The 23499-nt window shown below is 52.3% G+C and carries 28 protein-coding genes, 1 rRNA gene and 1 riboswitch; of the genes, 26 read left to right on the top strand and 3 right to left on the bottom strand.

All coding sequences use genetic code 11. The features are described from left to right. Positions 1-256 precede the first annotated feature (256 nt). Positions 257-373 (top strand): 5S ribosomal RNA (gene rrf, locus WBG83_RS18460). Positions 374-605: 232 nt separating this feature from the next. Here the strand turns inward: rrf and WBG83_RS18455 are convergent. Then, complete coding sequence (locus WBG83_RS18455) at positions 606-1148, bottom strand: hypothetical protein (RefSeq protein WP_336746761.1); 543 nt, start codon at positions 1146-1148, stop codon at positions 606-608. A 227-nt stretch (positions 1149-1375) separates the two neighbouring features. Here WBG83_RS18455 and WBG83_RS18450 point away from each other — a divergent pair, with 227 nt between their 5' ends. The 10 genes from WBG83_RS18450 (at position 1376) to rsmI (ending at position 9267) form a co-directional block, all read left to right on the top strand. Further along, positions 1376-1561, top strand: coding sequence for a sigma factor G inhibitor Gin (locus tag WBG83_RS18450; protein ID WP_336746760.1), 186 nt, complete (start codon positions 1376-1378; stop codon positions 1559-1561). Between the two features lie 243 nt (positions 1562-1804). After that, on the top strand, positions 1805-3415 hold the full coding sequence (locus WBG83_RS18445) for an aminotransferase class I/II-fold pyridoxal phosphate-dependent enzyme (protein ID WP_336746759.1): 1611 nt from the start codon (positions 1805-1807) through the stop codon (positions 3413-3415). Positions 3416-3590: 175 nt separating this feature from the next. Continuing rightward, positions 3591-4244 (top strand): dTMP kinase, encoded by a 654-nt coding sequence (tmk, locus tag WBG83_RS18440; RefSeq protein ID WP_336746758.1) that lies wholly within the window; start codon positions 3591-3593, stop codon positions 4242-4244. A gap of 188 nt (positions 4245-4432) precedes the next feature. Continuing rightward, positions 4433-4762 carry a cyclic-di-AMP receptor gene (locus tag WBG83_RS18435; protein ID WP_336746757.1) on the top strand — a complete coding sequence of 110 codons (330 nt, stop codon included), beginning with the start codon at positions 4433-4435 and terminating at the stop codon, positions 4760-4762. A 138-nt stretch (positions 4763-4900) separates the two neighbouring features. Then, the gene (locus WBG83_RS18430; protein ID WP_336746755.1) at positions 4901-5347 is read left to right on the top strand and encodes a YaaR family protein; all 447 of its coding nucleotides are present in this window, start codon (positions 4901-4903) and stop codon (positions 5345-5347) included. A 16-nt stretch (positions 5348-5363) separates the two neighbouring features. Continuing rightward, a complete protein-coding gene (gene holB, locus WBG83_RS18425; RefSeq protein WP_336746754.1) occupies positions 5364-6341 on the top strand; it encodes a DNA polymerase III subunit delta' in 978 nt (325 codons plus the stop codon). Positions 6342-6350: 9 nt separating this feature from the next. Then, a complete protein-coding gene (locus WBG83_RS18420) occupies positions 6351-7151 on the top strand; it encodes a PSP1 domain-containing protein (protein WP_336746753.1) in 801 nt (266 codons plus the stop codon). A gap of 19 nt (positions 7152-7170) precedes the next feature. After that, the gene (yabA, locus tag WBG83_RS18415; RefSeq protein ID WP_336746752.1) at positions 7171-7506 is read left to right on the top strand and encodes a DNA replication initiation control protein YabA; all 336 of its coding nucleotides are present in this window, start codon (positions 7171-7173) and stop codon (positions 7504-7506) included. A 103-nt stretch (positions 7507-7609) separates the two neighbouring features. After that, positions 7610-8398, top strand: coding sequence for a tRNA1(Val) (adenine(37)-N6)-methyltransferase (locus WBG83_RS18410; RefSeq protein ID WP_336746766.1), 789 nt, complete (start codon positions 7610-7612; stop codon positions 8396-8398). Next, entirely contained in the window at positions 8395-9267 is an 873-nt protein-coding gene (gene rsmI, locus WBG83_RS18405) for a 16S rRNA (cytidine(1402)-2'-O)-methyltransferase (protein ID WP_336746751.1), read from the top strand. The genes WBG83_RS18410 and rsmI overlap by 4 nt, the downstream gene beginning before the upstream one ends. 354 nt (positions 9268-9621) lie before the next feature. Here the strand turns inward: rsmI and WBG83_RS18400 are convergent, their stop codons facing one another. After that, positions 9622-9882 carry an AbrB/MazE/SpoVT family DNA-binding domain-containing protein gene (locus tag WBG83_RS18400; protein ID WP_336746750.1) on the bottom strand — a complete coding sequence of 87 codons (261 nt, stop codon included), beginning with the start codon at positions 9880-9882 and terminating at the stop codon, positions 9622-9624. A gap of 311 nt (positions 9883-10193) precedes the next feature. On the opposite strand from WBG83_RS18400, the gene WBG83_RS18395 reads away from it, so the two are divergent. From WBG83_RS18395 to WBG83_RS18330, 14 genes are all read left to right on the top strand, one after another. Then, entirely contained in the window at positions 10194-11432 is a 1239-nt protein-coding gene (locus WBG83_RS18395) for an HD domain-containing protein (protein WP_442955855.1), read from the top strand. A gap of 57 nt (positions 11433-11489) precedes the next feature. Then, on the top strand, positions 11490-12275 hold the full coding sequence (locus tag WBG83_RS18390; protein WP_336746748.1) for a TatD family hydrolase: 786 nt from the start codon (positions 11490-11492) through the stop codon (positions 12273-12275). 265 nt (positions 12276-12540) lie between these two features. Further along, positions 12541-12740, top strand: a riboswitch (cyclic di-AMP (ydaO/yuaA leader). Positions 12741-13047: 307 nt separating this feature from the next. Continuing rightward, a complete protein-coding gene (locus WBG83_RS18385; RefSeq protein ID WP_336746746.1) occupies positions 13048-14187 on the top strand; it encodes a ubiquitin-like domain-containing protein in 1140 nt (379 codons plus the stop codon). Positions 14188-14282: 95 nt separating this feature from the next. Continuing rightward, entirely contained in the window at positions 14283-14837 is a 555-nt protein-coding gene (rnmV, locus tag WBG83_RS18380; protein ID WP_336746745.1) for a ribonuclease M5, read from the top strand. Beyond that, positions 14838-15743: a 16S rRNA (adenine(1518)-N(6)/adenine(1519)-N(6))-dimethyltransferase RsmA gene (gene rsmA, locus WBG83_RS18375; RefSeq protein ID WP_336746744.1), complete on the top strand. Its 906-nt coding sequence runs from the start codon at positions 14838-14840 to the stop codon at positions 15741-15743. A gap of 31 nt (positions 15744-15774) precedes the next feature. Further along, positions 15775-16644 (top strand): sporulation peptidase YabG, encoded by an 870-nt coding sequence (gene yabG, locus WBG83_RS18370; protein ID WP_336746743.1) that lies wholly within the window; start codon positions 15775-15777, stop codon positions 16642-16644. A gap of 164 nt (positions 16645-16808) precedes the next feature. Continuing rightward, the gene (gene veg / locus WBG83_RS18365; RefSeq protein WP_336746741.1) at positions 16809-17084 is read left to right on the top strand and encodes a biofilm formation stimulator Veg; all 276 of its coding nucleotides are present in this window, start codon (positions 16809-16811) and stop codon (positions 17082-17084) included. Positions 17085-17272: 188 nt separating this feature from the next. Beyond that, entirely contained in the window at positions 17273-17452 is a 180-nt protein-coding gene (locus WBG83_RS18360; RefSeq protein ID WP_336746740.1) for a small, acid-soluble spore protein, alpha/beta type, read from the top strand. 130 nt (positions 17453-17582) lie between these two features. After that, entirely contained in the window at positions 17583-18455 is an 873-nt protein-coding gene (gene ispE, locus WBG83_RS18355) for a 4-(cytidine 5'-diphospho)-2-C-methyl-D-erythritol kinase (protein WP_336746739.1), read from the top strand. Positions 18456-18611: 156 nt separating this feature from the next. Then, positions 18612-19448: a pur operon repressor gene (gene purR, locus WBG83_RS18350; RefSeq protein WP_336746738.1), complete on the top strand. Its 837-nt coding sequence runs from the start codon at positions 18612-18614 to the stop codon at positions 19446-19448. A gap of 2 nt (positions 19449-19450) precedes the next feature. Beyond that, positions 19451-19831, top strand: coding sequence for a RidA family protein (locus WBG83_RS18345; RefSeq protein ID WP_442955854.1), 381 nt, complete (start codon positions 19451-19453; stop codon positions 19829-19831). Positions 19832-19934: 103 nt separating this feature from the next. Continuing rightward, a complete protein-coding gene (spoVG, locus tag WBG83_RS18340; protein WP_336746736.1) occupies positions 19935-20219 on the top strand; it encodes a septation regulator SpoVG in 285 nt (94 codons plus the stop codon). A gap of 105 nt (positions 20220-20324) precedes the next feature. Further along, positions 20325-21713, top strand: a complete 1389-nt coding sequence (gene glmU, locus WBG83_RS18335) for a bifunctional UDP-N-acetylglucosamine diphosphorylase/glucosamine-1-phosphate N-acetyltransferase GlmU (protein ID WP_336746735.1) — start codon at positions 20325-20327, stop codon at positions 21711-21713. Positions 21714-21788: 75 nt separating this feature from the next. Next, positions 21789-22418, top strand: coding sequence for a 50S ribosomal protein L25 (locus WBG83_RS18330; protein WP_336746734.1), 630 nt, complete (start codon positions 21789-21791; stop codon positions 22416-22418). Positions 22419-22569: 151 nt separating this feature from the next. Here the strand turns inward: WBG83_RS18330 and WBG83_RS18325 are convergent, their stop codons facing one another. Next, positions 22570-22770 carry a hypothetical protein gene (locus tag WBG83_RS18325; protein WP_336746733.1) on the bottom strand — a complete coding sequence of 67 codons (201 nt, stop codon included), beginning with the start codon at positions 22768-22770 and terminating at the stop codon, positions 22570-22572. Between the two features lie 137 nt (positions 22771-22907). Between WBG83_RS18325 and pth the strand changes: the two genes are divergently transcribed. Further along, positions 22908-23474, top strand: a complete 567-nt coding sequence (gene pth / locus WBG83_RS18320; protein ID WP_336746765.1) for an aminoacyl-tRNA hydrolase — start codon at positions 22908-22910, stop codon at positions 23472-23474. Positions 23475-23499 lie beyond the last annotated feature (25 nt).

Below are 23499 nucleotides of genomic sequence, written 5' to 3'. Positions count from 1 at the left end.
AGATAGGTTCGGGGTGGAAGCGCGGTAACGTGTGGAGCTGACGAATACTAATCGGTCGAGGGCTTATCCAAGATACATCAGCTAACCAAACATGGATGGATGGAACGTTTCGTATCTAGTTTTCAGGGAGGAATCCCTTGAGCAAGAAGCTGCACGCCCTGGATAAGGCTGGAGATTTTCTTGCAGCGTTTTCGAAGAGGGGACTCTTCGAAAAAAACAGGCTTCCGAAGCAGCTTTGCTTCATAAAGCTTGCAGGTTTGGTGATGATGGCGGAAGGGAACCACGCGTACCCATCCCGAACACGACCGTTAAGCCTTCCAGCGCCGATGGTACTTGGACCGCAGGGTCCCGGGAGAGTAGGACGTTGCCAAGCCGCAGAGCGCCGTGCTGACATTTGTCAGCACGGTGTTTTTGCGTTTCCTAGATTTTTCTGGGAGTGCTTGAAGTCCGGAACAACGGTAAAGAAAAGGTATACCCTGTAGGCCTTCCGGCGGCAGGCTGTATCCTATTTATATTGCACCCATATTAATGAAGAAACACGATCCAAATGACAGTAAAAAAGCCCCGTGTGCCTCTTCATTGAAGAGGGCGCAGGGCTTTGGTCATTATTGCTTATAGTAGCTTGTTTCGGTTTTGGTAATCCTCAGCCAGCCGCTAGGAGCGCTTCGGCGGAACCATAACAAAATGGCAAAACGCGGCATTAGCAGCCATAGGTGCACAAACAGCAGGGCGGCCGCATCCCAGGGTCCGCTCCAGGAGAGGAGCAGCATCAAGGTGCATAGAGCAATGCCGAAGATATGCAACTGGGAATGCAGCAGTATTCGGTAAGAGACAAACTGCTGGTGCGGGAGAAACCCGATCCATGGACAGCTGAAGGAGGTTTTCCAGCTCTGCGAGGAATGGGCGCCTGTGAAATGCAGGTAGCTTTTGGTGACCGCGTAATAGAGGTACAGTGAGCCTGGCAAGCCGCCGATCAGCCAATAAATGGCATGGCCGGTATGCTCGCCGAAGAGCCAGCAAACGAGCAGTGCCCCTCCAAATATCCCCCAATACAAGGGTGGCATCCATTGGGCATTGCGAATTCTGGACAAGAGCATGTAGTTATAAATGGTAGAGTCTTTTGTTAGTTCTTGTCGCGTAAGGGACATGATACGTTCACCCGATAAGTTTAAAATGGCTCGAATACCCACACATTATCTCACAAAACGCTAAGATTCACTATAGGAATTTGAACGGGCAAGCGCACCCCAAAAAAACAAAATTCGTACAGACACGACATGGTCTATAAAATCATACATTACAGCATAAAGAATCTAGTTTAAAACCATAGAAACTGTGGCATACTGGTAGAAAAACCGCGGAGCGAGGTGGTAGTGTGGAACAGCAGAACGAAAACACCTGCATTATCTGCGATCAGAAAAAAGGTCATGGCATCCGGGTTTATACAGAATTTATTTGCGACGATTGCGAAGCTGAAATGGTTAAAACAGATGTGGTGGATGCCAAATATCCTTTTTTTATTCATCAATTGCGGCGAATCTGGTATAAAAAAGACGCGTAATTTCCGCACCGCGCGCAACTCCCAGCGCGCGGTGTTTCGCTGCATGACGGCGGTCGGTCGACCACATGGCCCGTGAAGGCTCTGGAGCTCCTTTTTCCAGGAGGAAAGGAGCTTCTTTTTTGTTATGTCATTGGGGGTTTCTTGTCCAATATGCTAGAATAAAATGAAAGCTGCCGTCGCGATTTCTTGGACAAAGCATAAAGTAACCAATTGTAATAAATCGAGGTGCCATTGACGAGCCATATGAACCGTTCAAATAACATACAGCAGCAGCGCGCGCCGTTATATGAGGCGCTTGTATCGCATTACAACCGTGATGCGCTCAGTCTGCACGTGCCAGGACATAAATCGGGGCAAGGACTGGACCCGCAGGCGAAAGCTTTTCTGGGAGGGGTCATGTCCCTGGATCAGACCGAAATCAGCGGGCTGGATGATTTGCATGATCCCCAAGGCGCCATATTGGAGGCGCAGGAGCTCGCTGCAGCCTGCTTTGGGGCGGATGAAACCAGATTTCTGGTAGGGGGCAGCACGGCGGGGAATTTAGCTATGATTTTATCGGTGTGCCGGCAGGGGGAGAATGATATTGTCATCGTACAGCGAAACTCGCACAAGTCGGTTTGGCATGGGCTTATGCTGGCTGGCGCGCGAGCGGTCTTTCTTCCCGCTCGTATGGACCCGGACTCGGGATTGGCCGCGGCGGCCCGCCCGGATGATGTGCGGGACGCGCTGGAGGCTTACCCGAGCGCCAAAGCTGTGCTGCTGACTAGCCCGAATTATTATGGTATGGGGGCGAATCTCGCTGCAATCGCAGATCTCGCTCATCAGGCAGGTATACCGCTGCTGGTTGATGAGGCGCATGGAGCCCACTACGGGTTCCATCCCGATCTGCCGGCATCTGCGCTCCAATGCGGGGCGGATGCTGTCGTCCAATCCACCCATAAGCTGTTGACAGCGATGACGATGGGCGCGATGCTGCACGTTCAGGGCCCGCGGATGAACAAAGCGCTGCTTTATCAGCGGCTCGCCATGCTGCAAAGCTCCAGCCCATCCTATCCAATCATGTCCTCGCTTGATCTGGCAAGACGGCAAATGGCGCTGGAGGGAGAGTCCCGGGTTGAAGCAGGGCTGCAGGCTGTCCGATTGTTTCGTGAAAAACTGCAGGATGACCCCGTGTTCAGAATTTTGCCGAGGCCGGGTGAGTTATCCGCCGCCTATGAAACGCTTGATCCGTTTAAGGTGCTGGTCGAGGAGCGAACGGGAGCATTGAACGGCGGGCGTCTGCAGCGGCAGCTGGAGGGCAAGGGATGCTATCCGGAGCTGGCAACGGAAAGATACGTCCTGCTCGTATTCAGTCCGGCATCTACCGCCGGGGATGCGCTGCGAATCGCCAAGGCCTTGCAGGAGATTGCAGAGGAGTGCCTTGCAGATGGAAGTATCGCCAGAACACCGATCGTGTTCAAGGAAACCGGGGTCTCTGCTGCAGAGAGTCAGCCTGAGGAATGTACCCGCGCTGCGGGGTCCAACTGGGCGCAGGAGCCCGCGATTGATGCTGCTCCCATTGGCAGTACGGGAGATACGGGGATTTCGCTGCCGGTTGCGTTTGGGCTTGATGATCATTCGGTGCTTTCGGGAAAAGAGTCCACGGTATCAGTCGAATCCGTTCCTTGGCTGGAGGCTGCAGGACGAGCTGCAGCGGAAATGGTCATTCCCTATCCGCCGGGTATTCCTGTAGTGTTCGCAGGAGAAACGATAACGGCAACAGCGGCTGAAGCTTTGTGGAAATTAGCCGAAGGCGGCGTAAGGTTTCAGGGGCTGCATGATTCCTCAGGAGCAACCGTCCGGGTAAAAATATAATCTCTGCTACAGTGATGGACTCTTTCTTGAAGTGCATACCTTTCGGTGCTGCCAAGCCATATATTGGAGCAAAGCGGCAGCAGCGGCTTGCCGGGAAGCGCATGGCGCCTTGGGAACGCTTTTGGGCGGATGACATATAGTAATAGAAGAAATGGAACAGGAGACGAAGCTCAGCATGACTAAAGGGGTATTTATTACATTAGAAGGCGGCGAGGGGGCTGGAAAATCCTCGATTATACTGCGGATCGCCGAATGGCTGCGCCATGCAGGAATTGAGGTTGTTGTGACGCGCGAGCCGGGAGGCATTCGTATTGCAGAGCGGATACGCGAGGTTATACTGAATCCGGAGCACACCGAGATGGATGGCCGTACAGAGGCGCTGCTGTATGCCGCGGCCCGGCGGCAGCATCTTGTTGAAAAGGTCGTCCCGGCGCTGCAGCGGGGCTGTGTCATTTTGTGCGACCGGTTTATCGATAGCAGTCTGGCCTATCAGGGACATGCACGCGGGATCGGAATTGATGAGATTTGGAGTATTAACCGTTTTGCGATTGGGGATGTTATGCCCGATATGACCCTGTATTTGGATGTGCCGCCGGAGGTGGGACTGAAGCGAATCCGAGCCAACGGGGAGAGAGAGATTAACCGCCTTGATTTGGAGGCATCGCGTTTCCATGAAATGGTCCAGGAAGGCTATAATCAAGTGCTGAAGCTGTACCCGGATCGGATTGTGCGCATTGATGCGTCTCAGGCGATAGAGGAAGTATTTTTGGAAAGTTGCCGTGTCATTGGAAGAAGAATGAAGGAATTCGGTATACATTTGTCAAATTAATAATCGTACGACTTTTATTGCAATTCAAAATGGCCTGCCCGGCCTCATAGCTTCATGTTCTGTTGTAAGCGCATTTTCCTGGAGGCGCAATGAAGACTTCGTCCGAGAGAAGGATGTAAGGCGTGTCAGAGGAGCAAGGCGGGGAGCGGCGCAGGCGACACGGTTTATTATAAAAGGAGGGCTTGCCCATGAAATTGGTCATTGCCGTAGTTCAAGACAAAGACAGCAACCGTTTATCTGCAGCCCTGATCAAAGAGGGCTTCCGTGCAACAAAGCTAGCCAGTACGGGGGGCTTCCTCCGGGCCGGCAATACAACGTTTATGATCGGGATCGAGGACGATCGGATTCAGGATGTGATGCAGGTCATCAAGGCCAACTGCAAGGTGCGTGAGCAGCTGGTAACGCCGGTTTCCCCGATGGGCGGCACAACGGATTCCTACATTCCGTTCCCTGTGGAAGTGCAGGTTGGGGGTGCGGCTGTATTCGTAATGCCTGTCGAGCGGTTCGAGCATTTCTGATGAAATACGGCATTGAGTAGCGGCTTGGGGCACTGGGGGGCTATGGAAACTCAGCTGCCGAACATGGACCCCAGCATACATGCATTTGACCGTACGATACCAGCTACAATCAAGTAAAAACCATGGAGTGAAATTGGCGTGAAAATTAACCCCGGTTATCGCCCCTTGGGCAAAGAGCTGAAGCGTCAGGAGGCAGGCAATGCCAACCAGACGAATATGAGAGGCTTCTCGGATATGCTCCAGCAGCAGGATCGGAAGGCCGATCAGGAGCAGCTGCAAAAAATGCTTCAGCAGATTCAACTGCAGGGAGACCGTTTAACCAAGTCGATGACAGTCCGAGAATTGCGGGCTTACAAGCTGCTCGTCAAAAAGTTTCTGGAGGATACTGTCCGGCGCGGCGTCGGCCTGAAGGATACGACGGGCTGGGATCGCCGCGGCCGCGGAAAGCGGTATAAGCTGTTGGATGAAATTGATCGGGCGCTGCTGGATATGGCCGATGATCTTCTGGAGACGGAAGAGGGCAAGATTGACCTGCTCGGCAAGGTCGGGGAAATCCGGGGCATGCTTATCAATTTACTCTTCTAGCGAGGCGAGAACCGAAATGTCTTTTGATCAGATCCCGGGCCAGGAGAAGGCCAAGCGAATATTGCAAAATGCGCTGCGTTCCGGCAGGCTGTCTCATGCCTATATGTTTACGGGACCCTTGGGGACCGGGCGCAAGGCGATGGCGCTGACGCTAGCGCAGGCTATTTTTTGCACGGAACGGCAGGATGATGCCTGCGGACGGTGTCTGGAATGCCGGAAGGTGGAGCATGGCAACCATCCGGATGTGTTTCATATCGAACCGGTCGGGACAAGCATCAAGATCGACCAAATCCGTGAGCTGCAAAAGGAGTTTGCGTTCCGGACGACATCCTCTGGAGCCAAGGTGTACATTATTCAAGAGGCGGACCGGATGACGATTCAGGCGGCAAACAGCCTGCTGAAGTTTCTGGAGGAGCCGCAGTCCCGCATTATCGCCGTGCTTCTTACGGAGAATGGACAGGCGGTTTTGCCGACCATACGCTCCCGTTCGCAGTGGATCCCGTTTACTCCGCTTGCGGCCTCGGAGCTGGCGCCGATTCTGGTGCAGGAGGGCGCGGCCCCGGAGCTGGCGCGGGCTGCCGCTGAGCTGACGGCAGGCCTTGGTGCTGCTAGAGAATTCATCCATGGAAATTGGTTTGCAGAAGTCAGAGGCGTAATGATACAATTAATGAAAGAATGCTGTTCCCGTTCGCCGGACATGTGGCTGACTCTCCAGCAAAAGGTAATGAAGGGAGAGGCGGCACAGCATTTGGAAACGTTCTTTGATCTTCTTTTTTTATGGTTCAAGGATATGATTTTAGTGCGATGCGGCAAAGTAGAGCATCTTGTATATATCGACCAGGCAGAATGGTTGAAGAAAATGGCGTTTTCCAAAGAAACCGGAAGTTGGGCGCGGGCGATGGAGCGGGCTTCCGAGATGAAGAAGCGGCTTCGATATCACGTGAACCCCCAACTGGCACTGGAACAGTTTCTATTAGACGTACAGGGAGAGTAGGGATGAACGTTGTACTCGGTTGTTGGTGTACGTTTCAAAAAAGCCGGTAAAATTTATTACTTCGATCCCAGTGATCTACCGATAGAAAAAGAGCACTCTGTTATTGTGGAGACAGCTCGGGGCGTGGAATACGGGCGGGTGGTCATTGGCCAGCGGGTTGTTGGCGAAGCGGACGTCGTGCTTCCGCTGAAAAAAGTGATTCGCATTGCCGGCGATGCCGATGCGAAGATGGTGGACGAGAATAAGCAGGCGGCCAAGAATGCTTTCGGCATCTGTCTGCAGAAGATAAAGGATCACGGCTTGAAAATGAAGCTGGTTGATGTCGAGTATACTTTTGACCGCAACAAGGTTATTTTTTATTTTACCGCCGAAGGCCGGGTAGATTTCCGGGAGCTGGTGAAGGACCTCGCCAGTGTATTCCGGACCCGAATCGAACTGCGGCAAATCGGGGTTCGTGATGAGGCCAAAATGCTGGGCGGAATCGGGCCATGTGGACGTATCCTTTGCTGTTCCTCGTTTTTGGGTGATTTTGACCCGGTATCGATTAAGATGGCCAAGGATCAGAATCTGTCGCTGAATCCGACCAAAATTTCCGGTTTATGCGGGCGTTTAATGTGCTGTTTGAAATATGAACATGACCAGTATGAAAGCGGTAAAGAAGAGATGCCGAAGATGGGCAGCCATGTTGTCACTTCACTCGGAGCCGGCAAGGTCATCGGTCTGAACGTGGAGCAGCGCACAGTGAAGGTGCAATTTTTTGATTCGGGCCGTTCTGATGTGCTGCCGCTGGACGACGTAGTAGTAGAATAGCAGGTGCTGGGGTGGAAGCGTGGACAAACACGAGTTTTTTACCGAGTTAGACCAAGTGGAAGAGCAGATGGGGCGGATGCATACGGAACTCGGCCAATTGAAGAAAAAACTGGTTGAGCTTCTGGAGGAGAATACCCGGCTTACCATCGAGAACGCTCAATTGCGCAAGCTGCTTCGTCATGAAACAACGCAGGAAGAGCCGGAGAATACGGCAGCAGGCAAATCGGTTGTTGGCGAAGGCTATGATAACCTTGCCCGGCTGTATCATGAAGGCTTTCATATATGTAATGTGTATTACGGCCACCTGCGTACAGAAGGGGATTGCTTGTTCTGTTTGTCCTTTTTAAACAAATAACGTTGAGCCGTAGAGGGACGATGTCCTCTGCGGCTTTTTTGGATACGGGGATTGCTTGTTTGCCCCCTCAATAGAAAGGTGTGCACCGACGTTGGAACAACCTATGACTATCCGGCTCTCGCCGGAGGAGCGTCTGGATGATTTATTGACGCATGAATTAAAAATCGTACAAAGCAGCGAAGTGTTCAGCTTCTCGCTGGATGCGGTCTTATTGGCCCGGTTCTGTCAGGTTCCCGCCCGGGGGAAAATCATGGATCTGTGCTCAGGCAATGGAGTCATTCCGCTGCTGCTGTCCACACGTTCCAAAGCGCAAATCGAGAGCGTGGAAATTCAGGAGCGGCTGTGGGATATGGCGAAGCGTTCAGTAGACTACAACGGGCTGCAATCGCAAATCAACGTTCGCCATGGGGATTTGAATCATATCGATTTGTCGATGGAGAACGGCTGCTACGATTTGGTTACGGTGAATCCGCCGTATTTGCCTGTGCCGAACGGGGATCAAAATGTGAATGCCCATATCGCGGCAGCACGGCATGAAATTCATTGTACGCTTGAAGACGTGATCCGTGTCAGCAGCAGGCTGGTAAAGCCGGGCGGCCGGGTCGCCATGGTGCACCGTCCGGCAAGACTCGCCGATATTATGCTGCTTATGCGCAAATACCGGCTGGAGCCGAAGCGGATACGGTTTGTTCACCCGCGCAAGGCAGAGGAAGCGAATATGCTATTAATTGAAGCGCTGCGTGACGGCAAGCCTGAAATTCGGCTGCTTCCGCCGTTAATCGTATACGAAGACAATAACGAATATTGCGAGGAGCTGCTGCAGGTCTACTATGGCCAGACAGCTGAGCTTCAAACAGAAAAAGAAAGCGGAAAGGGGGAGCAAGGGGCATGAGGCTTCAAAAAAGTTTCCAGGGCGCCAAAGCCAGTGGTACTCTGTATTTGGTGGCCACGCCAATCGGCAATTTGGAGGATATGACGTATCGGGCAGTGCGGACACTGAAGGAAGTGCAGTGGATTGCCGCGGAAGATACCCGGCAAACCCGCAAGCTGCTGGCGCATTTCGAAATTGGGACCCGTCTGGTCGCATATCATGAGCATAACAAACGAGCCAGCGGACCGGAGCTCATCCGGCTGCTGCTCCAGGGGGAATCCATCGCCCTCGTCAGCGATGCGGGGCTGCCGGCGATCTCGGACCCGGGCTCGGATTTGGTCAGGCTGGCGGTCGAGGCTGAAGTTCCGATTGTGCCGGTGCCTGGGGCGAACGCCGCTCTTTCGGCCCTGATCGTATCCGGTCTGCCTACGGACACGTTCCGTTTTCACGGCTTTTTGCCGCGGGAGAAGAAGCCCCTGCGTGAAGCGCTGGAGAAGCTTGACCGGGCTGAAGAGACGCTCATTTTTTACGAATCCCCTCATCGGGTGGCGAAGACACTGCAAAGCATGATCGAGGTGTGGGGTGATCGTCCGGTTGCGCTAGCCCGTGAATTGACCAAGAAGCACGAGGAGCTGCTGCGGGGAACGATATCCGAAGCGCTGGCGCATCTGGATCAGCATGAAGCACTCGGAGAGTACTGCATCGTGGTCGGCCGCGGGGAGCCAGGTGCGGCAGGAGCCCGGGAGGAGGCATGGTGGAACGGACTCAGCCTGGAGGATCATGTTGCCCGCTATGAGGCCCAGACTGGGGATCGTAAAGAAGCGATGAAGCGGGCGGCGCAGGATCGGGGAGTTTCCAAGCGGGACATTTATAATGAACTCAACCGGTAATTTGGATTGAATAGGCTGGATCTGAATAAGAATGGATGCTGCTGTTATTTCTGGGTAAGGTCTTTTCTCTTATTCTTTCCTCTTATTCGCTTAAATGAAGAATATTATCCGCGCAGCGCAGCTCCCGGCACAGAGTGTAGTAGGCATGACGGCGGCGAACTACAGCATCTGGTAAGGGAAGGGGGCTTGGCTCCGTTTAGCAGCGATATGGTTGTTCGCGGCACAGGAAAAAAAGTTCCCCGGAGCCAAAAGGCCCGGGGACAAGAGGAGATATGAAAAAGGTTAGAATTAACAAGTTCGATAAATCTATTATAACCGATTTTGGCGTAATTAGAAAGCAAAACTTTACAATTATTATGCCATGGATTTAAAAATTTCGGAAAGCTCTTCCAAGCACTCTTTGCTGATCATTTTTCCTTTGAAGTAGATCAGGTTGTCAGCATTGCCGGTGAAAATACATGCCGGCTCGTATTTTTTGAGCATGATGCGCTCGCCGTCAACGTAAATTTCGAGAGCGTCTTTCTCTCCGATTCCAAGCGTACGGCGCAATTCAATCGGAATAACAACGCGGCCCAGCTCGTCGACTTTTCTTACAATACCTGTGGATTTCATCATGTTCAAAGTCCTCCTCTATTTTAATGTCGCCAAGTTTCGACATTCTTTTCGTTTTTTTATGATACCAACCATTCCCATAATAGTCAACCTGAATTCACGCGCGCGTATTATATCACTATGTACTTACGGGTTTCCTTGGCTAAGTGTCCCACAAAAGGCTGGTAGAAAGCAAGTCTTTAATTCGACAAAACCATGAACTCTTGTCGAATTATGCTACGATTGTTATGTCGGATTAGGCGAAAAAATGTGAGTTATTTAACAAAATTATCGTATCCAAGGGGGCGTAATCGATGAGTAACAGAGGTGCTTCGATGAAAGAAGAGAAGGTGTTTAAGGATCCGGTGCACAAATACATCTACGTCCAGGATGCGGTGATCTGGGAATTAATTAATACGCGCGAATTTCAGCGGCTGCGGCGTATTCGACAGCTGGGGACATCCTTTTTCACGTTTCATGGGGCGGAGCACAGCCGGTTCTCCCATTCGCTCGGCGTGTATGAAATCACCCGCAAAATCATCTCCCAGTTCGAACGGAATCACTACCCGGATTGGCCGAAGGAGGAGCGGCTGCTAGCTCTTTGCGCTGCCCTGCTGCACGACGTCGGCCACGGCCCGTTCTCGCATTCCGTGGAAGAGGTGTTCGGTACCAGCCATGAAATATGGACATGCGCTATCATTCTTGGCGATACCGAGGTCGGGGAAGTGCTAAGACGGCTTTCGCCCGATTTTCCGGAGAAGGTTGCGCAGGTGATTGAAAAAAAGTACAGCCCCCAAATCGTCGTGAGCCTTGTTTCCAGCCAGCTGGACGCGGATCGCATGGATTATTTGCTGCGCGATGCTTATTTCACCGGGGTCAATTACGGCACCTTTGATTTGGAGCGTATTCTTCGGGTTACCCGGCCGCATCAAGGCCATATTGTGATCAAAGAAAGCGGCATGCATGCCGTAGAAGATTATTTGATGTCCCGCTATCAGATGTACTGGCAGGTTTATTTTCATCCGGTCACCCGCAGCTCGGAAATTATTTTGCGCAAAATTTTGCTCCGGGCGAAGCGCCTTTATGAGCAGGAATACAAGTTTCAATTTTTGATTCATCCGCTTGCCCGTCTGTTTGTCAACGACTTGACCGTGGAAGACTATGTTCAGCTCGATGAATCGTTTATGCAGCTGGTGTTTACTCAGTGGTCGATGGAGGAGGATGTCATTCTATCCGACTTGTGCCGCCGGTTCCTGAACCGGAAATTATTCAAGTATGTGACCCTGGAGCAGATTGATGAGGAGCGCATAGAGCAGCTTCGGTGCGAGATGAGGGCCGCTGGCGCGGACCCGGATTATTACCTGGAGCTCGACTTTGCTTCGGACTTGCCGTATGATGTGTACCGTCCGGGAGACGCGGACGAGAAGAAGCTTCCGATATTGCTGTTGAATGAGAAGGACGAGCTTGTCGAAATATCGCTACGCTCCGAAATCGTGCGATCGATTAGCGGCATCCATCTGGGACGGCACCATTTGTATTATCCCGGCGATGTAATGGGAGAGCTAAAGCTGTGAACAGTTGGGACCGGAACGGCAGAAAAAAATGATGATTCATAAGCGAGGATGAAGGTCATGCTGACAGATACACATACCCACTTGAATGTTGTGCAGTTTGATGAGGATCGTGAAGCGGTAATACAGCGCGCCCTGGATCAGGGGGTGACGCGGATGGTGAATGTCGGGTTCAACCGGGAGACGATACCGAGCTCGATTGCGCTGGCGGAGAAATATGATTTTATCTATACAACGGTCGGCTGGCATCCGCAGGACGCGATTACGATGGAGCCCGGCGATTTGGAATGGCTGGAGCAGCTGTGTTCGCATAAGAAGGTGGTCGCGATCGGAGAGATCGGGCTGGATTATTATTGGGATACCTCCCCTAAGGAGGTGCAGGATCGTGTATTCCGGGAGCAGATTCGGCTTGCCCGCAAGGTCGGTCTGCCGATTGTCATTCATAACCGGGATGCCCATCACGATATTGTTAAGGTGCTAAAAGAAGAACAGGCGTCCGAGGTCGGCGGAATTATGCACTGCTTCTCCGGAAGCTGGGAGACGGCCAAGCAGTGCCTGGACATGAATTTTCACATCTCCTTCGGCGGTCCGATTACATTCAAAAACGCTGTTCAGCCCAAAGAAGTGCTGGCCAAGGTTCCGCTGGATCGCCTGCTGATTGAAACGGATTCCCCTTACCTTACACCACATCCTTTCCGGGGAAAACGGAATGAATCTGCCTATGTTCGACTCGTTGCGGAAGCAGCCGCTGAAATCAAGGGAATATCGGTGGAGGAATTGGCTCGGATTACCACGGACAATGCAGTCAAACTGTTGAAATTCGGCGAATTCGGGGACCATTGTTGAAGCTTGTAAACCTGGCCCTGCCTAGGTTCCATAATCGTGTGATTTTGCTGTTTTCCATTTAAAAGCTGTTTGTAATGCTAAAAACGCAAGAAATAAGTAGATAATCAGGTGGTTTATTTATTGAAAGGCCTGAATTTCACTATTTTTGCCTGAAAATAGGCCTTCATCTGCTTTACAGGTTGCCAAGATGAAGGTAATATACTGTTCATAAAACTTAATAATTTACCGATTTTCCAAACTCGCTGAGTTTCCTTGAATGATCCGGTCTAAGAAGCCGCGAATGTTCAAACAGGAGAACGGGGGAACCAACGTTTGCATGCGGCGTCCAAGGACTTACATACTGCAAGCGTCAAATGGGGTGAATTTCGCGGTAGGCTGTTGCATGTAGGGCAGCGGAACGCGAATAGGGCGACTCTCTCGTCCGAATCCGTCAGCTAACCTCGTAAGCGTGATGAGAGAGGAAACTTGTCGGGCGTCGATTATTCTGCTAATTACACACCTACAATCACAAGCCGCGATGAAGAGTTCCTCTTTATCGGGCTTTTTATGTTGAACTCCTAGGGATATTCGGGCACTCGCTCTCATACAATTCTCTCATCAGCGGATCTCAAAGAAAAATAAGTAGGCAAGGAGGGGAACAACGCGAGGCGGAAGCGGCCATGTCGGCTCTTGCAGCGGCGTGGAAGAAACATAAACTAAACCATTTTATAGTCGCGTCAATTCTAATCATGCTTGACAGTTGACGGCGGGGCTATGGAGGAGGACCGAAGAAATGGGCATTATCCCCGATAAGGAGACCCATGGGAAACGATCATCCAGCATGTCCTTCGCATTGCGATGGAAGCGTGAAAACAAGCGATTGATTGCAAGTGTAGCCTTATTTTCTTTCGCTTTGACTTTCATGTTTTTGATGTTGTTGTACGGTACGGCTACCAAGAGCGTATCCGTAGTAGTGGATGGGCAAGAAAAGCAAGTGAAAACGAAGCAATATGCCCTGAAACGCCTGCTGGATGAACAAGCTATATCTGTCGGACAATATGACCGGCTTTCGATGCCGCTCGACACCGTGTTGAAGAACGGGGATCGCATCGTCATTGAAAAGGCTGCGCCAATTCGTCTGACAGCCGATGGGAAGACGGAAACCCTGTACACTACAGGAAAAACAGTCGGAAGTGCATTGCAAGAGTTAAATATATCGTTGGGCGAACTGGATAAGGTTACGCCTGAGGCTGATTCAGCCATTACGCCGGACGGTGAAGTCAAGGTCGTACGGGTTACCAAGCAGCAAGAGGAGACAACGGAACCCATTCCGTTCGAAGTGGTTAAGAAAAACGATCCGAACCTGTTAAAAGGCAAGGAGCAGACTGTGCAGGAAGGCAAGGAAGGTGCGCTGACCAAGATCGTCGAGAAGACGTTCGAGGACGGGACGCTTGTGTCGGAAGCCATTGTAGATGAGAATGTCCAGACGGAGAGTGTCAGCAAAATTGTGGCTATTGGAAGCAAAAATCCAGTGGTGGCTTTGTCGGCAAGCTCTCCGAGTGTGGATGAAGTGACGAAAAGCGGTGTTACGTTCGGCTATAAGCAGATCCTGAACAATGTGACAGTGACGGCTTATTCGGCAGGCGTGGCTTCGACCGGCAAAGGGCCGGATCATCCGGGCTATGGAATGACGGCTTCAGGCTCCCGTGCAATGGAGGGCCGTACGATCGCTGTTGATCCGAAGGTAGTTCCGATGGGCTGGTGGGTGTATATTGAGGGCATTGGCTTCCGCAGGGCGGAGGATACCGGAAGTGCTGTGAAAGGCAATACCATCGATATTTACTTCGAGAATGAAAGCTATGCGCAGCGTTTTGGGTTAAAACGCGGCTATAAAGTATACATTATTGGTAAGGATAAGCCGGCTGTGAATTAATAGGTGTTAGGATGGAAAGAGGAGGCATGCTGCCTCTTCTTTTTTCTGGATTCAGGTTGAATATTAGACGCCAAAAGGCCGGAAAGGGTTGCAGTATGATTAAAGAAATTATTGTCGTGGAGGGCCGGGATGATACAGCGGCCATCCAGCGAGCTGTGCGGGCCGAAACAATTGAAACCGGCGGGTCCGCGATAAACGAGGACATCTTGCGTCAAATCGAGCTGGCTCAGGCTAGGAGGGGCGTTATCGTTTTTACGGACCCCGATCATCCGGGGGAGCGTATCCGCAAAATCATCTCCGCCCGGGTACCCGGCTGTAAGCATGCCTTTCTGACGCAGGAGGAGGCCCGGCGCAAGGGCGATCTCGGCGTGGAGAATGCTTCCCCTGAGGCCATTCGCAAAGCGCTGTCCAGAGTACGTACAGAGCTTCCTGAGGGCGAGGAGACCTACGACGATGTGACGATGGCCGACCTGATAGCGGCGGGACTAATTACCCATCCTCATGCATCTGAACGGCGGCTGGAGCTGGGCAAACGGCTCGGTATCGGGTATGCTAATGGGAAGCAGCTGTATAAACGCTGCCGGGCTTTCCGGATTACACGTGAGGAATTTGAAGCGGCGCTGGCGTATGTGCGCGGGAAAGGGTTATAAATGAATTCGAATGAACTTACACGGACCGGCAAAGATATTGCTACCCCGGTGCGCACAAAGGAAATCATTAATAAATACGGCTTCTCGCTCAAGAAAAGCCTGGGACAAAACTTTCTGATCGATTTGAACATTTTGGGCAAAATTGTTTCCGCGGCCGGACTGGATGCAAGCCGGGGGGCGCTGGAAATCGGACCGGGCATCGGTGCGCTGACGGAGCAGCTGGCCAAAACGGCGGGGAAAGTCGTTGCCGTTGAAATCGATCAGCGGCTGCTGCCCATTCTGGGGGAAACCTTGGGCGGCTATTCTCATGTAGAGGTCATTCATGGGGATGTGCTGAAGCTGGATTTGAAGGAAATACTCGCCACCCGGTTTCCGCGCTGCGAGGGGATTAGTGTTGTAGCGAATCTGCCGTACTATGTCACGACGCCGATTATTATGAAGCTGCTGGAGGAACGTCTGCCGCTGGAGCATATCGTGGTGATGATTCAAAAAGAAGTGGCCGACCGCATGGCGGCCAAGCCCGGCACGAAGGATTACGGCAGTCTGAGTATCGCGGTACAATATTACTGTGAGCCTGCGGTGGTCACGATTGTGCCCAAAACTGTCTTTATTCCGCAGCCGAATGTAGATTCTGCCGTAATCCGGCTTTCACTGCGCAAAGAGCCGCCGGTTCCTGTTGAGGATGAAGGGCATTTCTTTGAAGTGGTTCAAGCCGCCTTCGGACAGCGCCGCAAGACGCTTGTAAACAATCTGATGAACCGGTATCCCGGCCGTATGGCCCGCCCGGAGTGGGAGGCTTTGCTGCTGGATAATGCCATAGAGCCGCAGCGGCGCGGCGAGACGCTGTCGATGGAGGAATTTGCTCGTCTCAGCAATGCGCTGCTCCGCACCAAATGCCCAGACTAACCATAGGATAGTCGAGGAGGGGATTTGGCTTATGAATCTCGGAGACCTCGTGGTACGAAAATCCTATGGCGGCGACGTGCTGTTTCGAATCGAACAGCTGGCACGTTCTTTCGTCATGCTGAAAGGCATACAATACCGTCTGTTGGCGGATGCTCCGCTGCACGACATTCAAGCGGTCCAGGACATGCGTATAAGCCATAAGCTGGCTGAGTCGGAAGCGCGCGTTCTGGATCGTCTGACCGAGTCCGTGCGCGCGCAGCGGGAGCGTATCTGGCGGCAATCTGCCGCAAGTCCGGCTTCAGGACGCAGGCAGCAGGCTTTTTTTGATATGCCCGGCAAAATTCTTCACCTGGATGGAGACGCTAACTATTTGCGAAAAAGCATGGCAGTATACGGCAAGCTGAATATCCCTGCTGAAGGCATGTATGTCACGGAGACGAACATGCCTACGCTTCTGCAGCGGCTGCTGCCGCAGGTGCGTCCGGATGTTGTGGTGGTGACGGGGCATGACGGAATGCTCAAGCAGCGTGAGCCGCTCGATCCGTCGGATTTGAACAGCTACAAAAATTCCGCTCACTTCGTGCAATCGGTTCAGATTGCCCGCCAGTACGAGCGGGACCGGGATGGACTCGTTGTGGTGGCCGGCGCCTGCCAGTCCCACTTCGAGGCGCTTTTGCAGGCGGGGGCTAATTTTGCAAGCTCGCCCGGCCGGATATTAATTCACGCTCTGGACCCGGTCGCTGTCGCAGCGAAGGCTGCGTTTACATCGGTGAAAGAGACGGTTAATTTGCCGGATGTTATCCATCAAACCGTAAGCGGCGTCAAAGGCATGGGCGGCATTGAAACCAAGGGTACTCACCGTTTGGGATATCCTCATTTGCAGTCTACAGCCGATGCGTGATTGCCAAATAGGAGCTTGAAAGTGTCCCGGGATGGCCGGGACGCTTTTTTTAGTGAAGATAGACCGTTGACAATAACTTTGTACCCCTGCTATAATATTAAGCTTTATTTGACATACTACCACTATTGCGGTATAATTACCAAGGAAAGAGGTGGTAGTACACAATGGCTAAAAATGCGCTGTTGGAAATCAAACGCAGTTTGGAAGCCCATGTCGGGCAGAAGATCTTGTTACGTGCTAACGGTGGCCGCCGAAAGACCATCGAACGAACCGGTGTGTTGGAAGAAATCTACCCTTCTGTGTTTATTGTCAAGCTGGATGAAGAACAGCACGCATTTAAGCGGGTGTCCTACAGCTATGCGGACATTTTGACCGAATCCGTGGAAGTGACCGTCTGCCAGAATGAGGGCGAGGTCCGAATCACGTATGCACAGCAATAAAGCAGCAAAGTATCATCAGCATTGACTATACATGAAGAACAGAGCCGGCTTCCGGTTCTGTTTTTCGTTTCAGGCGGAATGCGAGAGAGCAATGGGAGCGGGCGGACAAGGACAGCCAGGCGTCAGGAGTAAAAGAAACGACCGTGCGGCATACTAACGATACTCTCAAACGAAGGAGACGATGTGCGATGGGACGCCGTAATCGTGGTGTGATGTCAGAGCGGTTCAAAAATGAGCTGGCTAAGGACCTTGGCTTTTATGACACGGTGCAGCGGGACGGCTGGGGCGGAATCCGGACGAAGGATGCGGGGAATATGGTCAAAAGAGCCATACAAATCGCCGAGCAGTCTGCCCGCAATCCGCACTAGCTGCAGGGACTGGTAAGCTCGTTTTCTCGACTCCAAGCTAAAGCGACCGCTTTCAAGCAGACGCTTTAGCTTTTCTTTTTTTCATTTGTTATAGTAATACATAGTCAAACTGGATCTAAGGGGTGCGGGAATGAAAATTTATGAAAAAGCGCCGGCAAAAATTAACTTATCGCTAGACGTTCTATATAAACGCGAGGATGGCTTCCATGAGGTCGAGATGGTCATGACGATGGTTGATTTGGCGGACCGTCTGGAGATGACTGCAATTCCGCGGGACACGATTATGATTTCAAGTCAGGCAGGCTATATTCCGCTAGATGAGAAAAATTTGGCGTTTCAGGCGGCCAGGCTAATCAAGGAACGCTGCGGTGTGCGGGAAGGGGTTTATATTCATCTCGACAAAAAAATTCCCGTCGCGGCTGGCCTGGCTGGAGGAAGCAGCGATGCGGCGGCAACTCTCCGCGGGCTCAACCGCCTGTGGAACTTGGGGCTCTCGGTGGAAGAGCTGAAGGAGCTGGGCGCGGAGCTGGGCTCCGACGTGCCGTTCTGTGTCACAGGAGGCACTGCGCTGGCGACAGGGCGCGGGGAGAAGCTGGAGCGTATCGACGCGCCCCCGGCCTGCTGGGTCGTGCTTGCCAAGCCGCCGATTAATGTGTCCACAGCCGAAGTATACGGGCAGCTGCGGGCTAGTGAGATTCGCCGCCATCCGCCAACGGCACAGCTGGTACAAGCTATCGCTGCTCAAGACTATCAGGGGGTATGCTCACGGCTTGGCAACGTTCTGGAGGAGGTTACGCTTCGGCTGTACCCGGAGGTGCGCCAGCTTAAGGATTGTATGGAACGGCTGGGAGCCGATGGGGTCCTCATGTCCGGCAGCGGCCCGACGGTATTCGGCCTTGTATCGAAAGAGACCAAAGCCTGTGCCATTTATAACGGGCTGCGCGGATTTTGCAAGGAAGTATATGCCATCCGCCTGCTTACTGCGCCCATGCTTGCGGACTAGTAAATACGGGAACACGAATGTAAGTATATGTCAGGTTGACGTTAAGGATAATTTCATAAATCTTTCATGAAGTTCTTGCTGAAAAACGTATAAAAATGGTATATTCTCTTTATAATATTCGGATTTGCTGGATTGAGATTCTAAGGGGGAACCGGAATGAAAAAGTTAAAGCGCAGCGCGAGGCTGGTGGAAATGACACAATATTTGTTGTTTCGCCCCCATACGCTGATTCCGCTTACAACGTTTGCCGAACGATACAATTCAGCGAAATCCTCCATTAGCGAGGATTTGGCCATCATAAAAGAAGTGTTCGAAGAAGAAGGCTTAGGCCAGCTGCATACCTTGGCTGGGGCTGCGGGCGGGGTGAAATTCATCCCCAAAATACCGAAGGCGCTATCATTGGAAATAATTAATAAATATTGCAAGCAGCTTGAACAGCCTGAACGGATTTTGCCCGGCGGCTACATGTACATGTCCGATATACTGGGCCAGCCGCAATTTTTGAATGAAGTGGGTAAAATGTTTGCTTCCGCGTTCGCAGGCCGTGATCTGGACGTGGTGATGACGGTGGAAACCAAAGGTATTCCGCTTGCATACGCAACAGCGACGTATCTGAATTTGCCTGTCGTTATCGTCCGCCGGGACAACCGGGTAACTGAGGGCTCTGCGGTCAGCATCAACTATGTTTCTGGCTCCAACAAACGGATTCAAACGATGTCGCTTGCCCGCCGGGCGCTGAAGGAAGAATCCAAGGTGCTGATTATCGACGACTTTATGCGGGCCGGGGGAACGATTCGCGGGATGATGGATCTGCTCTCCGAATTCCGTGCCACGGTCAAAGGAGTCGGCGTTCTGGTGGAATCGGGCGAAGTGGACGAACATCTGGTAGAAGAATATACATCCCTGGCCAAGGTGTCGGGCGTGGAATCGCGCAATCGGCAGCTGCTTGTGACGCCGGGCAACTATTTCGAACAAGATGAGGAGAAAAGATGACGATGGCGATTGAAATTGTAAGCACACAGAAAGCTCCTGCTGCAATCGGACCCTATTCACAAGCGACGGCACTTGGCAATTTATTGTTCACTTCGGGGCAAATTCCGCTCGGTACGGACGGTCAGCTTGTCAGCGGCGGTATTGAAGAGCAGACTCATCAGGTATTCCGCAATTTGACCGCTGTGCTGGAGGCCGGGGGATCGGGGCTGGATCAGGTGCTCAAGGCGACTGTATTCCTGAAGGACATGAATCAATTTGCTGCAGTAAACGCCATTTATGCCGAATATTTTGGAGATCACAAGCCTGCGCGCTCGACGGTGGAGGTCGCAAGGCTGCCTAAGGATGTCCTTGTAGAAATCGAACTTATCGCTCTTCGAAAATAAAGTTTAAAAATTTAAAAAAAATTCAAAAAACAAGAAGGATTTTAATGTATAAATGTGGAATTTAGGAGGTAAGTCTCGTCAAACAAAAAGGTGGTGACTAGAGGTGCAAATTACTGATGTTCGACTCCGCCGTGTAAACTCGGAAGGGAGAATGAAAGCTATTGCTTCCATCACGATTGACAACGAATTTGTCGTTCACGACATTCGTGTTATCGATGGAAATAATGGCATGTTCGTTGCCATGCCGAGCAAGCGGACACCGGATGGTGAGTTCCGCGACATCGCGCATCCGATCTCTTCGACAACCCGTGAGAAGATTCAGGCAGCTGTTTTGACTGAATATGAGCGAGCGGCGACGGAAGAAGAGGTTATTGAAGAAGGCGCGTAATGTAATTCTGCAATCCCAAGGAGCCCCTCAGGGGCTCCCTTTTCATTTATACAAAACTGAGCTATAGTTTGAAGGGAGAACTCTACGGAAAAGGGGAAACAACCTGTGAATATATATGGCATTATCCTTGCCGCGGGCCAAGGAAAGCGTATGAAATCCAAGCTCTACAAGGTACTGCATCCGGTATGCGGACAGCCGATGGTCGGGCATGTAACGGACACGTTCGCCGAGCTGGGAACCGCCCGTACGGTGGTAATAGTCGGCCATGGAGCCGAGGCGGTAAAGGGTTATTTGGGCGATTGCGCCGAATATGCGCTTCAGGCGGAGCAGCTCGGAACAGGCCATGCCGTAATGCAGGCTGAGGCGGTGCTGGGCGAGGAGGAAGGGATTACCATTATTGCTTGCGGGGATACACCGCTTATTACAGCGGAAACCTTGCAAGGCATGGTCCGGCTCATGCAGGAGAAGCAGGCCGGAGCGGTAATGCTGACCGCCCGGATGTCCAATCCGTTCGGATACGGACGGGTCATTCGCAGCGACGATGGCGCTGTCCAGCGTATTGTGGAGCAAAAGGACTGTTCGCCGGAAGAAGCGGCGGTACAGGAAATTAATGCGGGCACGTACTGTTTTGACAACCGCAAGCTGTTTGCGGCATTGAAGCTGGTAACCAACAGCAATGCCCAGCAGGAATACTATTTGACGGATGTTGTAGGCATTCTGCGGGGACAAGGGGAGGCTGTGCTGGCCTATTCCACGCAGGATACGGCGGAAGCGCTGGGAGTCAATGATCGGGTTGCGCTGGCTGAAGCCGAGCAGGAGATGCGTGCGCGTATTAACCGCAAGGCCATGCTGGGCGGAGTGACCATTATTGATCCGCAGCAAACGTACATTGAGAAAACGGTCCAAATCGGCCCCGATACGGTGCTGTATCCGGGAACGATTCTTAAAGGCGATACCGTCATCGGGAGAGACTGTGTTATCGGACCGAATACGGAAGTGACCTCCAGCCAATTGGGCGACGGGGTGACCGTGAAACAGTCGGTGCTGCTGGAGGCAGTGGTCGGCAATGAGGCGTCCGTCGGCCCGTTTGCTTATTTGCGTCCGGGGGCCAATATCGGCGCTTACGCGAAAATCGGCGATTTCGTCGAAATTAAAAACGCAACATTGGGCGAAGGAACCAAGGTATCCCATCTCTCTTATGTCGGTGATGCCAAGGTCGGCAGCAACGTCAACATCGGCTGCGGCGCGATTACGGTGAACTATGACGGCTTCCGCAAGCATATGACGGAAATCGGTGACGATTCGTTTATCGGCAGCAACGTGAATTTGGTTGCGCCGGTCAAAATCGGCAAAGGCGCCTTTGTGGTTGCAGGCTCGACGATTACTTCCGATGTCGGGGAGAACGACATGGCGGTTGCCCGGGAACGGCAGGTTGTTAAGACCGGGTATGCAGAAGAGCTTCGGGTCCGGCTCAAAAAAGGCAAAAGCGAGTAAAGCGCGGGCAGACTAAAACGTCCGACGGTTGGGGAAACTGTCAGGTGGAACCCAATTTTGTCAGGAGGTTGACGTATGCCCAATACTTTAAAGGCGGAAGCCCGCCAAACGAAAACGAAATCGGATACGAAAACGGCCCGCAAGCAGGGGAAAATTCCCGGTGTGGTCTACGGAAAGCAGCTGCCGAGCACGGCGATTATGGTGGATGAGAAGGAGCTGCTTGCACTGCTGAAGGAGAGCGCCCATGCCATCGTGGACTTGGAGATGCCCGATCACGGACATCAGCCGGTGATGGTCAGCGCTATTCAGCGGGAGAAGGTTAACCGCCGGCTGCTGCATATTGATTTCCACCAAATCGAAATGAACGAGCCTGTCAAGACATCGGTAGTGCTTGAGCTGAAGGGACAGGACGAGGCGGAAGCAGAAGGCGGGTTGCTGACAACGCTGCTCCACGAGGTGGAGATTCGCTGCCTGCCTAAGGATATCCCTGCCTCGATCGTTCTGGATGTCAGCAGCCTGCGGGTAGGGGATAGCATTCTGGCAGGCGCGCTGCAGCTGCCGCCAGGGGTGAGCTTAAAATCTGATCCGGAGACGCTTCTGGTCACCGTGCTGGCGCCTCAGAAGGAGGAGCTGGTTATCCCGGTGGATGAGGAAGAGAAAAGGGAGCCGGTACAAGCCAAGACAGAAGCTCCCAGCGGGGCGTAATCCTATAGGCTCGGCACATGTGTGAAGGGGATGGGAAGCCGTCCCCTTTTTACACATGACCAGGGTGGTTTCAGGCGGAGCGCTCGGAAGCCGCCGGGCGGATGGTGAAGGGGCGGCTTCGTAGCTGTACAGCACTTGACGGCGACGGTTTCTAATAGCCGGGGCGGGAAATAAACGTAAAGTAGTCCCGGCGATAAAAGGTGTTGTTCACTTTGATGAAAATACCGCTGTATTGTTCGACAAAACCAATATCCTTGTGATTGACGCCCAAATAAATTTGGATTGGAACCTCGTGCTCGAGATGGTCCTGAAAGTGAAGGTCTTCAGTTAAGTTTTGACCGTTTCTGTACATTCGGCGAGTTCACCCTTTTTCTCAAAAATAGTTGGTTTTTTCTTCATCAGCTAAGACAATCGGACATGCCGGATGGTTGCGTTGAAGAAGAGAAAAATGCACATTTTCTCAGATTTTTTTGGCGGAGGAGAAGGATGATGAAGTGGATTGTAGGTCTTGGAAATCCCGGTGCGGCTTATCAGGATACGAGGCATAATATCGGGTTTATGGCGGTGGATCGCTTTGCCGCCAGGCACAGCATTGCGGTGACGCAGGCGAGGCATAAGGCTGTCCTTGGGGAAGGGCATGTCGGCGGGCAAAAGGTTGTGCTGATAAAGCCGATGACCTATATGAATTTGTCTGGGGAAGCTCTGCGCTCGTACATGGATTTCTATAAGGCGAGCATCGATGATTTGATTGTGCTGTATGATGATATGGACACGCCGTACGGGAATATTCGGCTGCGCTATCAGGGGAGCCCCGGCGGGCACAACGGAATGAAGTCGCTGATTCAGCATCTGGGCACTCCCCAATTTAACCGGATTCGGCTCGGTATTTCACGGCCCCGGCCTGGTTTTCCGATTGTGGACTACGTCTTAACCAAATTCACTAAGGAAGAATTTGCCGCGATGCCGGATGTGCTTGACCGGACATGCGATGCGCTGGAGCATGCGCTGCAGCATCCATTCGAAAAAACAATGGGGCTGTTTAATGCATCCAGCTGAGTATATGAACCAACCCGGCTGGGAA

This window comes from Paenibacillus sp. y28 (assembly GCF_037137075.1).
GTDB lineage: Bacteria > Bacillota > Bacilli > Paenibacillales > NBRC-103111 > JBBBNV01.
Note: the sequence above shows the minus strand (reverse complement) of the source record. Positions and strands in the feature narration are given on the sequence as shown.

Bases quoted from the DNA above. Each gene is read 5' to 3' on its own strand.
- WBG83_RS18455 (WP_336746761.1), bottom strand. From the start codon at position 1,148: ATGTCCCTTACGCGACAAGAACTAACAAAAGACTCTACCATTTATAAC.
- rnmV (WP_336746745.1), top strand. From the start codon at position 14,283: ATGATTAAAGAAATTATTGTCGTGGAGGGCCGGGATGATACAGCGGCC.
- WBG83_RS18435 (WP_336746757.1), top strand. From the start codon at position 4,433: ATGAAATTGGTCATTGCCGTAGTTCAAGACAAAGACAGCAACCGTTTA.
- WBG83_RS18360 (WP_336746740.1), top strand. From the start codon at position 17,273: ATGGGACGCCGTAATCGTGGTGTGATGTCAGAGCGGTTCAAAAATGAG.
- pth (WP_336746765.1), top strand. From the start codon at position 22,908: ATGAAGTGGATTGTAGGTCTTGGAAATCCCGGTGCGGCTTATCAGGAT.
- WBG83_RS18345 (WP_442955854.1), top strand. From the start codon at position 19,451: ATGGCGATTGAAATTGTAAGCACACAGAAAGCTCCTGCTGCAATCGGA.
- WBG83_RS18385 (WP_336746746.1), top strand. From the start codon at position 13,048: ATGGGCATTATCCCCGATAAGGAGACCCATGGGAAACGATCATCCAGC.
- rsmA (WP_336746744.1), top strand. From the start codon at position 14,838: ATGAATTCGAATGAACTTACACGGACCGGCAAAGATATTGCTACCCCG.
- purR (WP_336746738.1), top strand. From the start codon at position 18,612: ATGAAAAAGTTAAAGCGCAGCGCGAGGCTGGTGGAAATGACACAATAT.
- WBG83_RS18330 (WP_336746734.1), top strand. From the start codon at position 21,789: ATGCCCAATACTTTAAAGGCGGAAGCCCGCCAAACGAAAACGAAATCG.
- WBG83_RS18390 (WP_336746748.1), top strand. From the start codon at position 11,490: ATGCTGACAGATACACATACCCACTTGAATGTTGTGCAGTTTGATGAG.
- WBG83_RS18400 (WP_336746750.1), bottom strand. From the start codon at position 9,882: ATGATGAAATCCACAGGTATTGTAAGAAAAGTCGACGAGCTGGGCCGC.
- rsmI (WP_336746751.1), top strand. From the start codon at position 8,395: ATGAGGCTTCAAAAAAGTTTCCAGGGCGCCAAAGCCAGTGGTACTCTG.
- ispE (WP_336746739.1), top strand. From the start codon at position 17,583: ATGAAAATTTATGAAAAAGCGCCGGCAAAAATTAACTTATCGCTAGAC.
- tmk (WP_336746758.1), top strand. From the start codon at position 3,591: ATGACTAAAGGGGTATTTATTACATTAGAAGGCGGCGAGGGGGCTGGA.
- yabG (WP_336746743.1), top strand. From the start codon at position 15,775: ATGAATCTCGGAGACCTCGTGGTACGAAAATCCTATGGCGGCGACGTG.
- WBG83_RS18325 (WP_336746733.1), bottom strand. From the start codon at position 22,770: ATGTACAGAAACGGTCAAAACTTAACTGAAGACCTTCACTTTCAGGAC.
- holB (WP_336746754.1), top strand. From the start codon at position 5,364: ATGTCTTTTGATCAGATCCCGGGCCAGGAGAAGGCCAAGCGAATATTG.
- WBG83_RS18410 (WP_336746766.1), top strand. From the start codon at position 7,610: ATGACTATCCGGCTCTCGCCGGAGGAGCGTCTGGATGATTTATTGACG.
- WBG83_RS18445 (WP_336746759.1), top strand. From the start codon at position 1,805: ATGAACCGTTCAAATAACATACAGCAGCAGCGCGCGCCGTTATATGAG.
- veg (WP_336746741.1), top strand. From the start codon at position 16,809: ATGGCTAAAAATGCGCTGTTGGAAATCAAACGCAGTTTGGAAGCCCAT.
- WBG83_RS18395 (WP_442955855.1), top strand. From the start codon at position 10,194: ATGAAAGAAGAGAAGGTGTTTAAGGATCCGGTGCACAAATACATCTAC.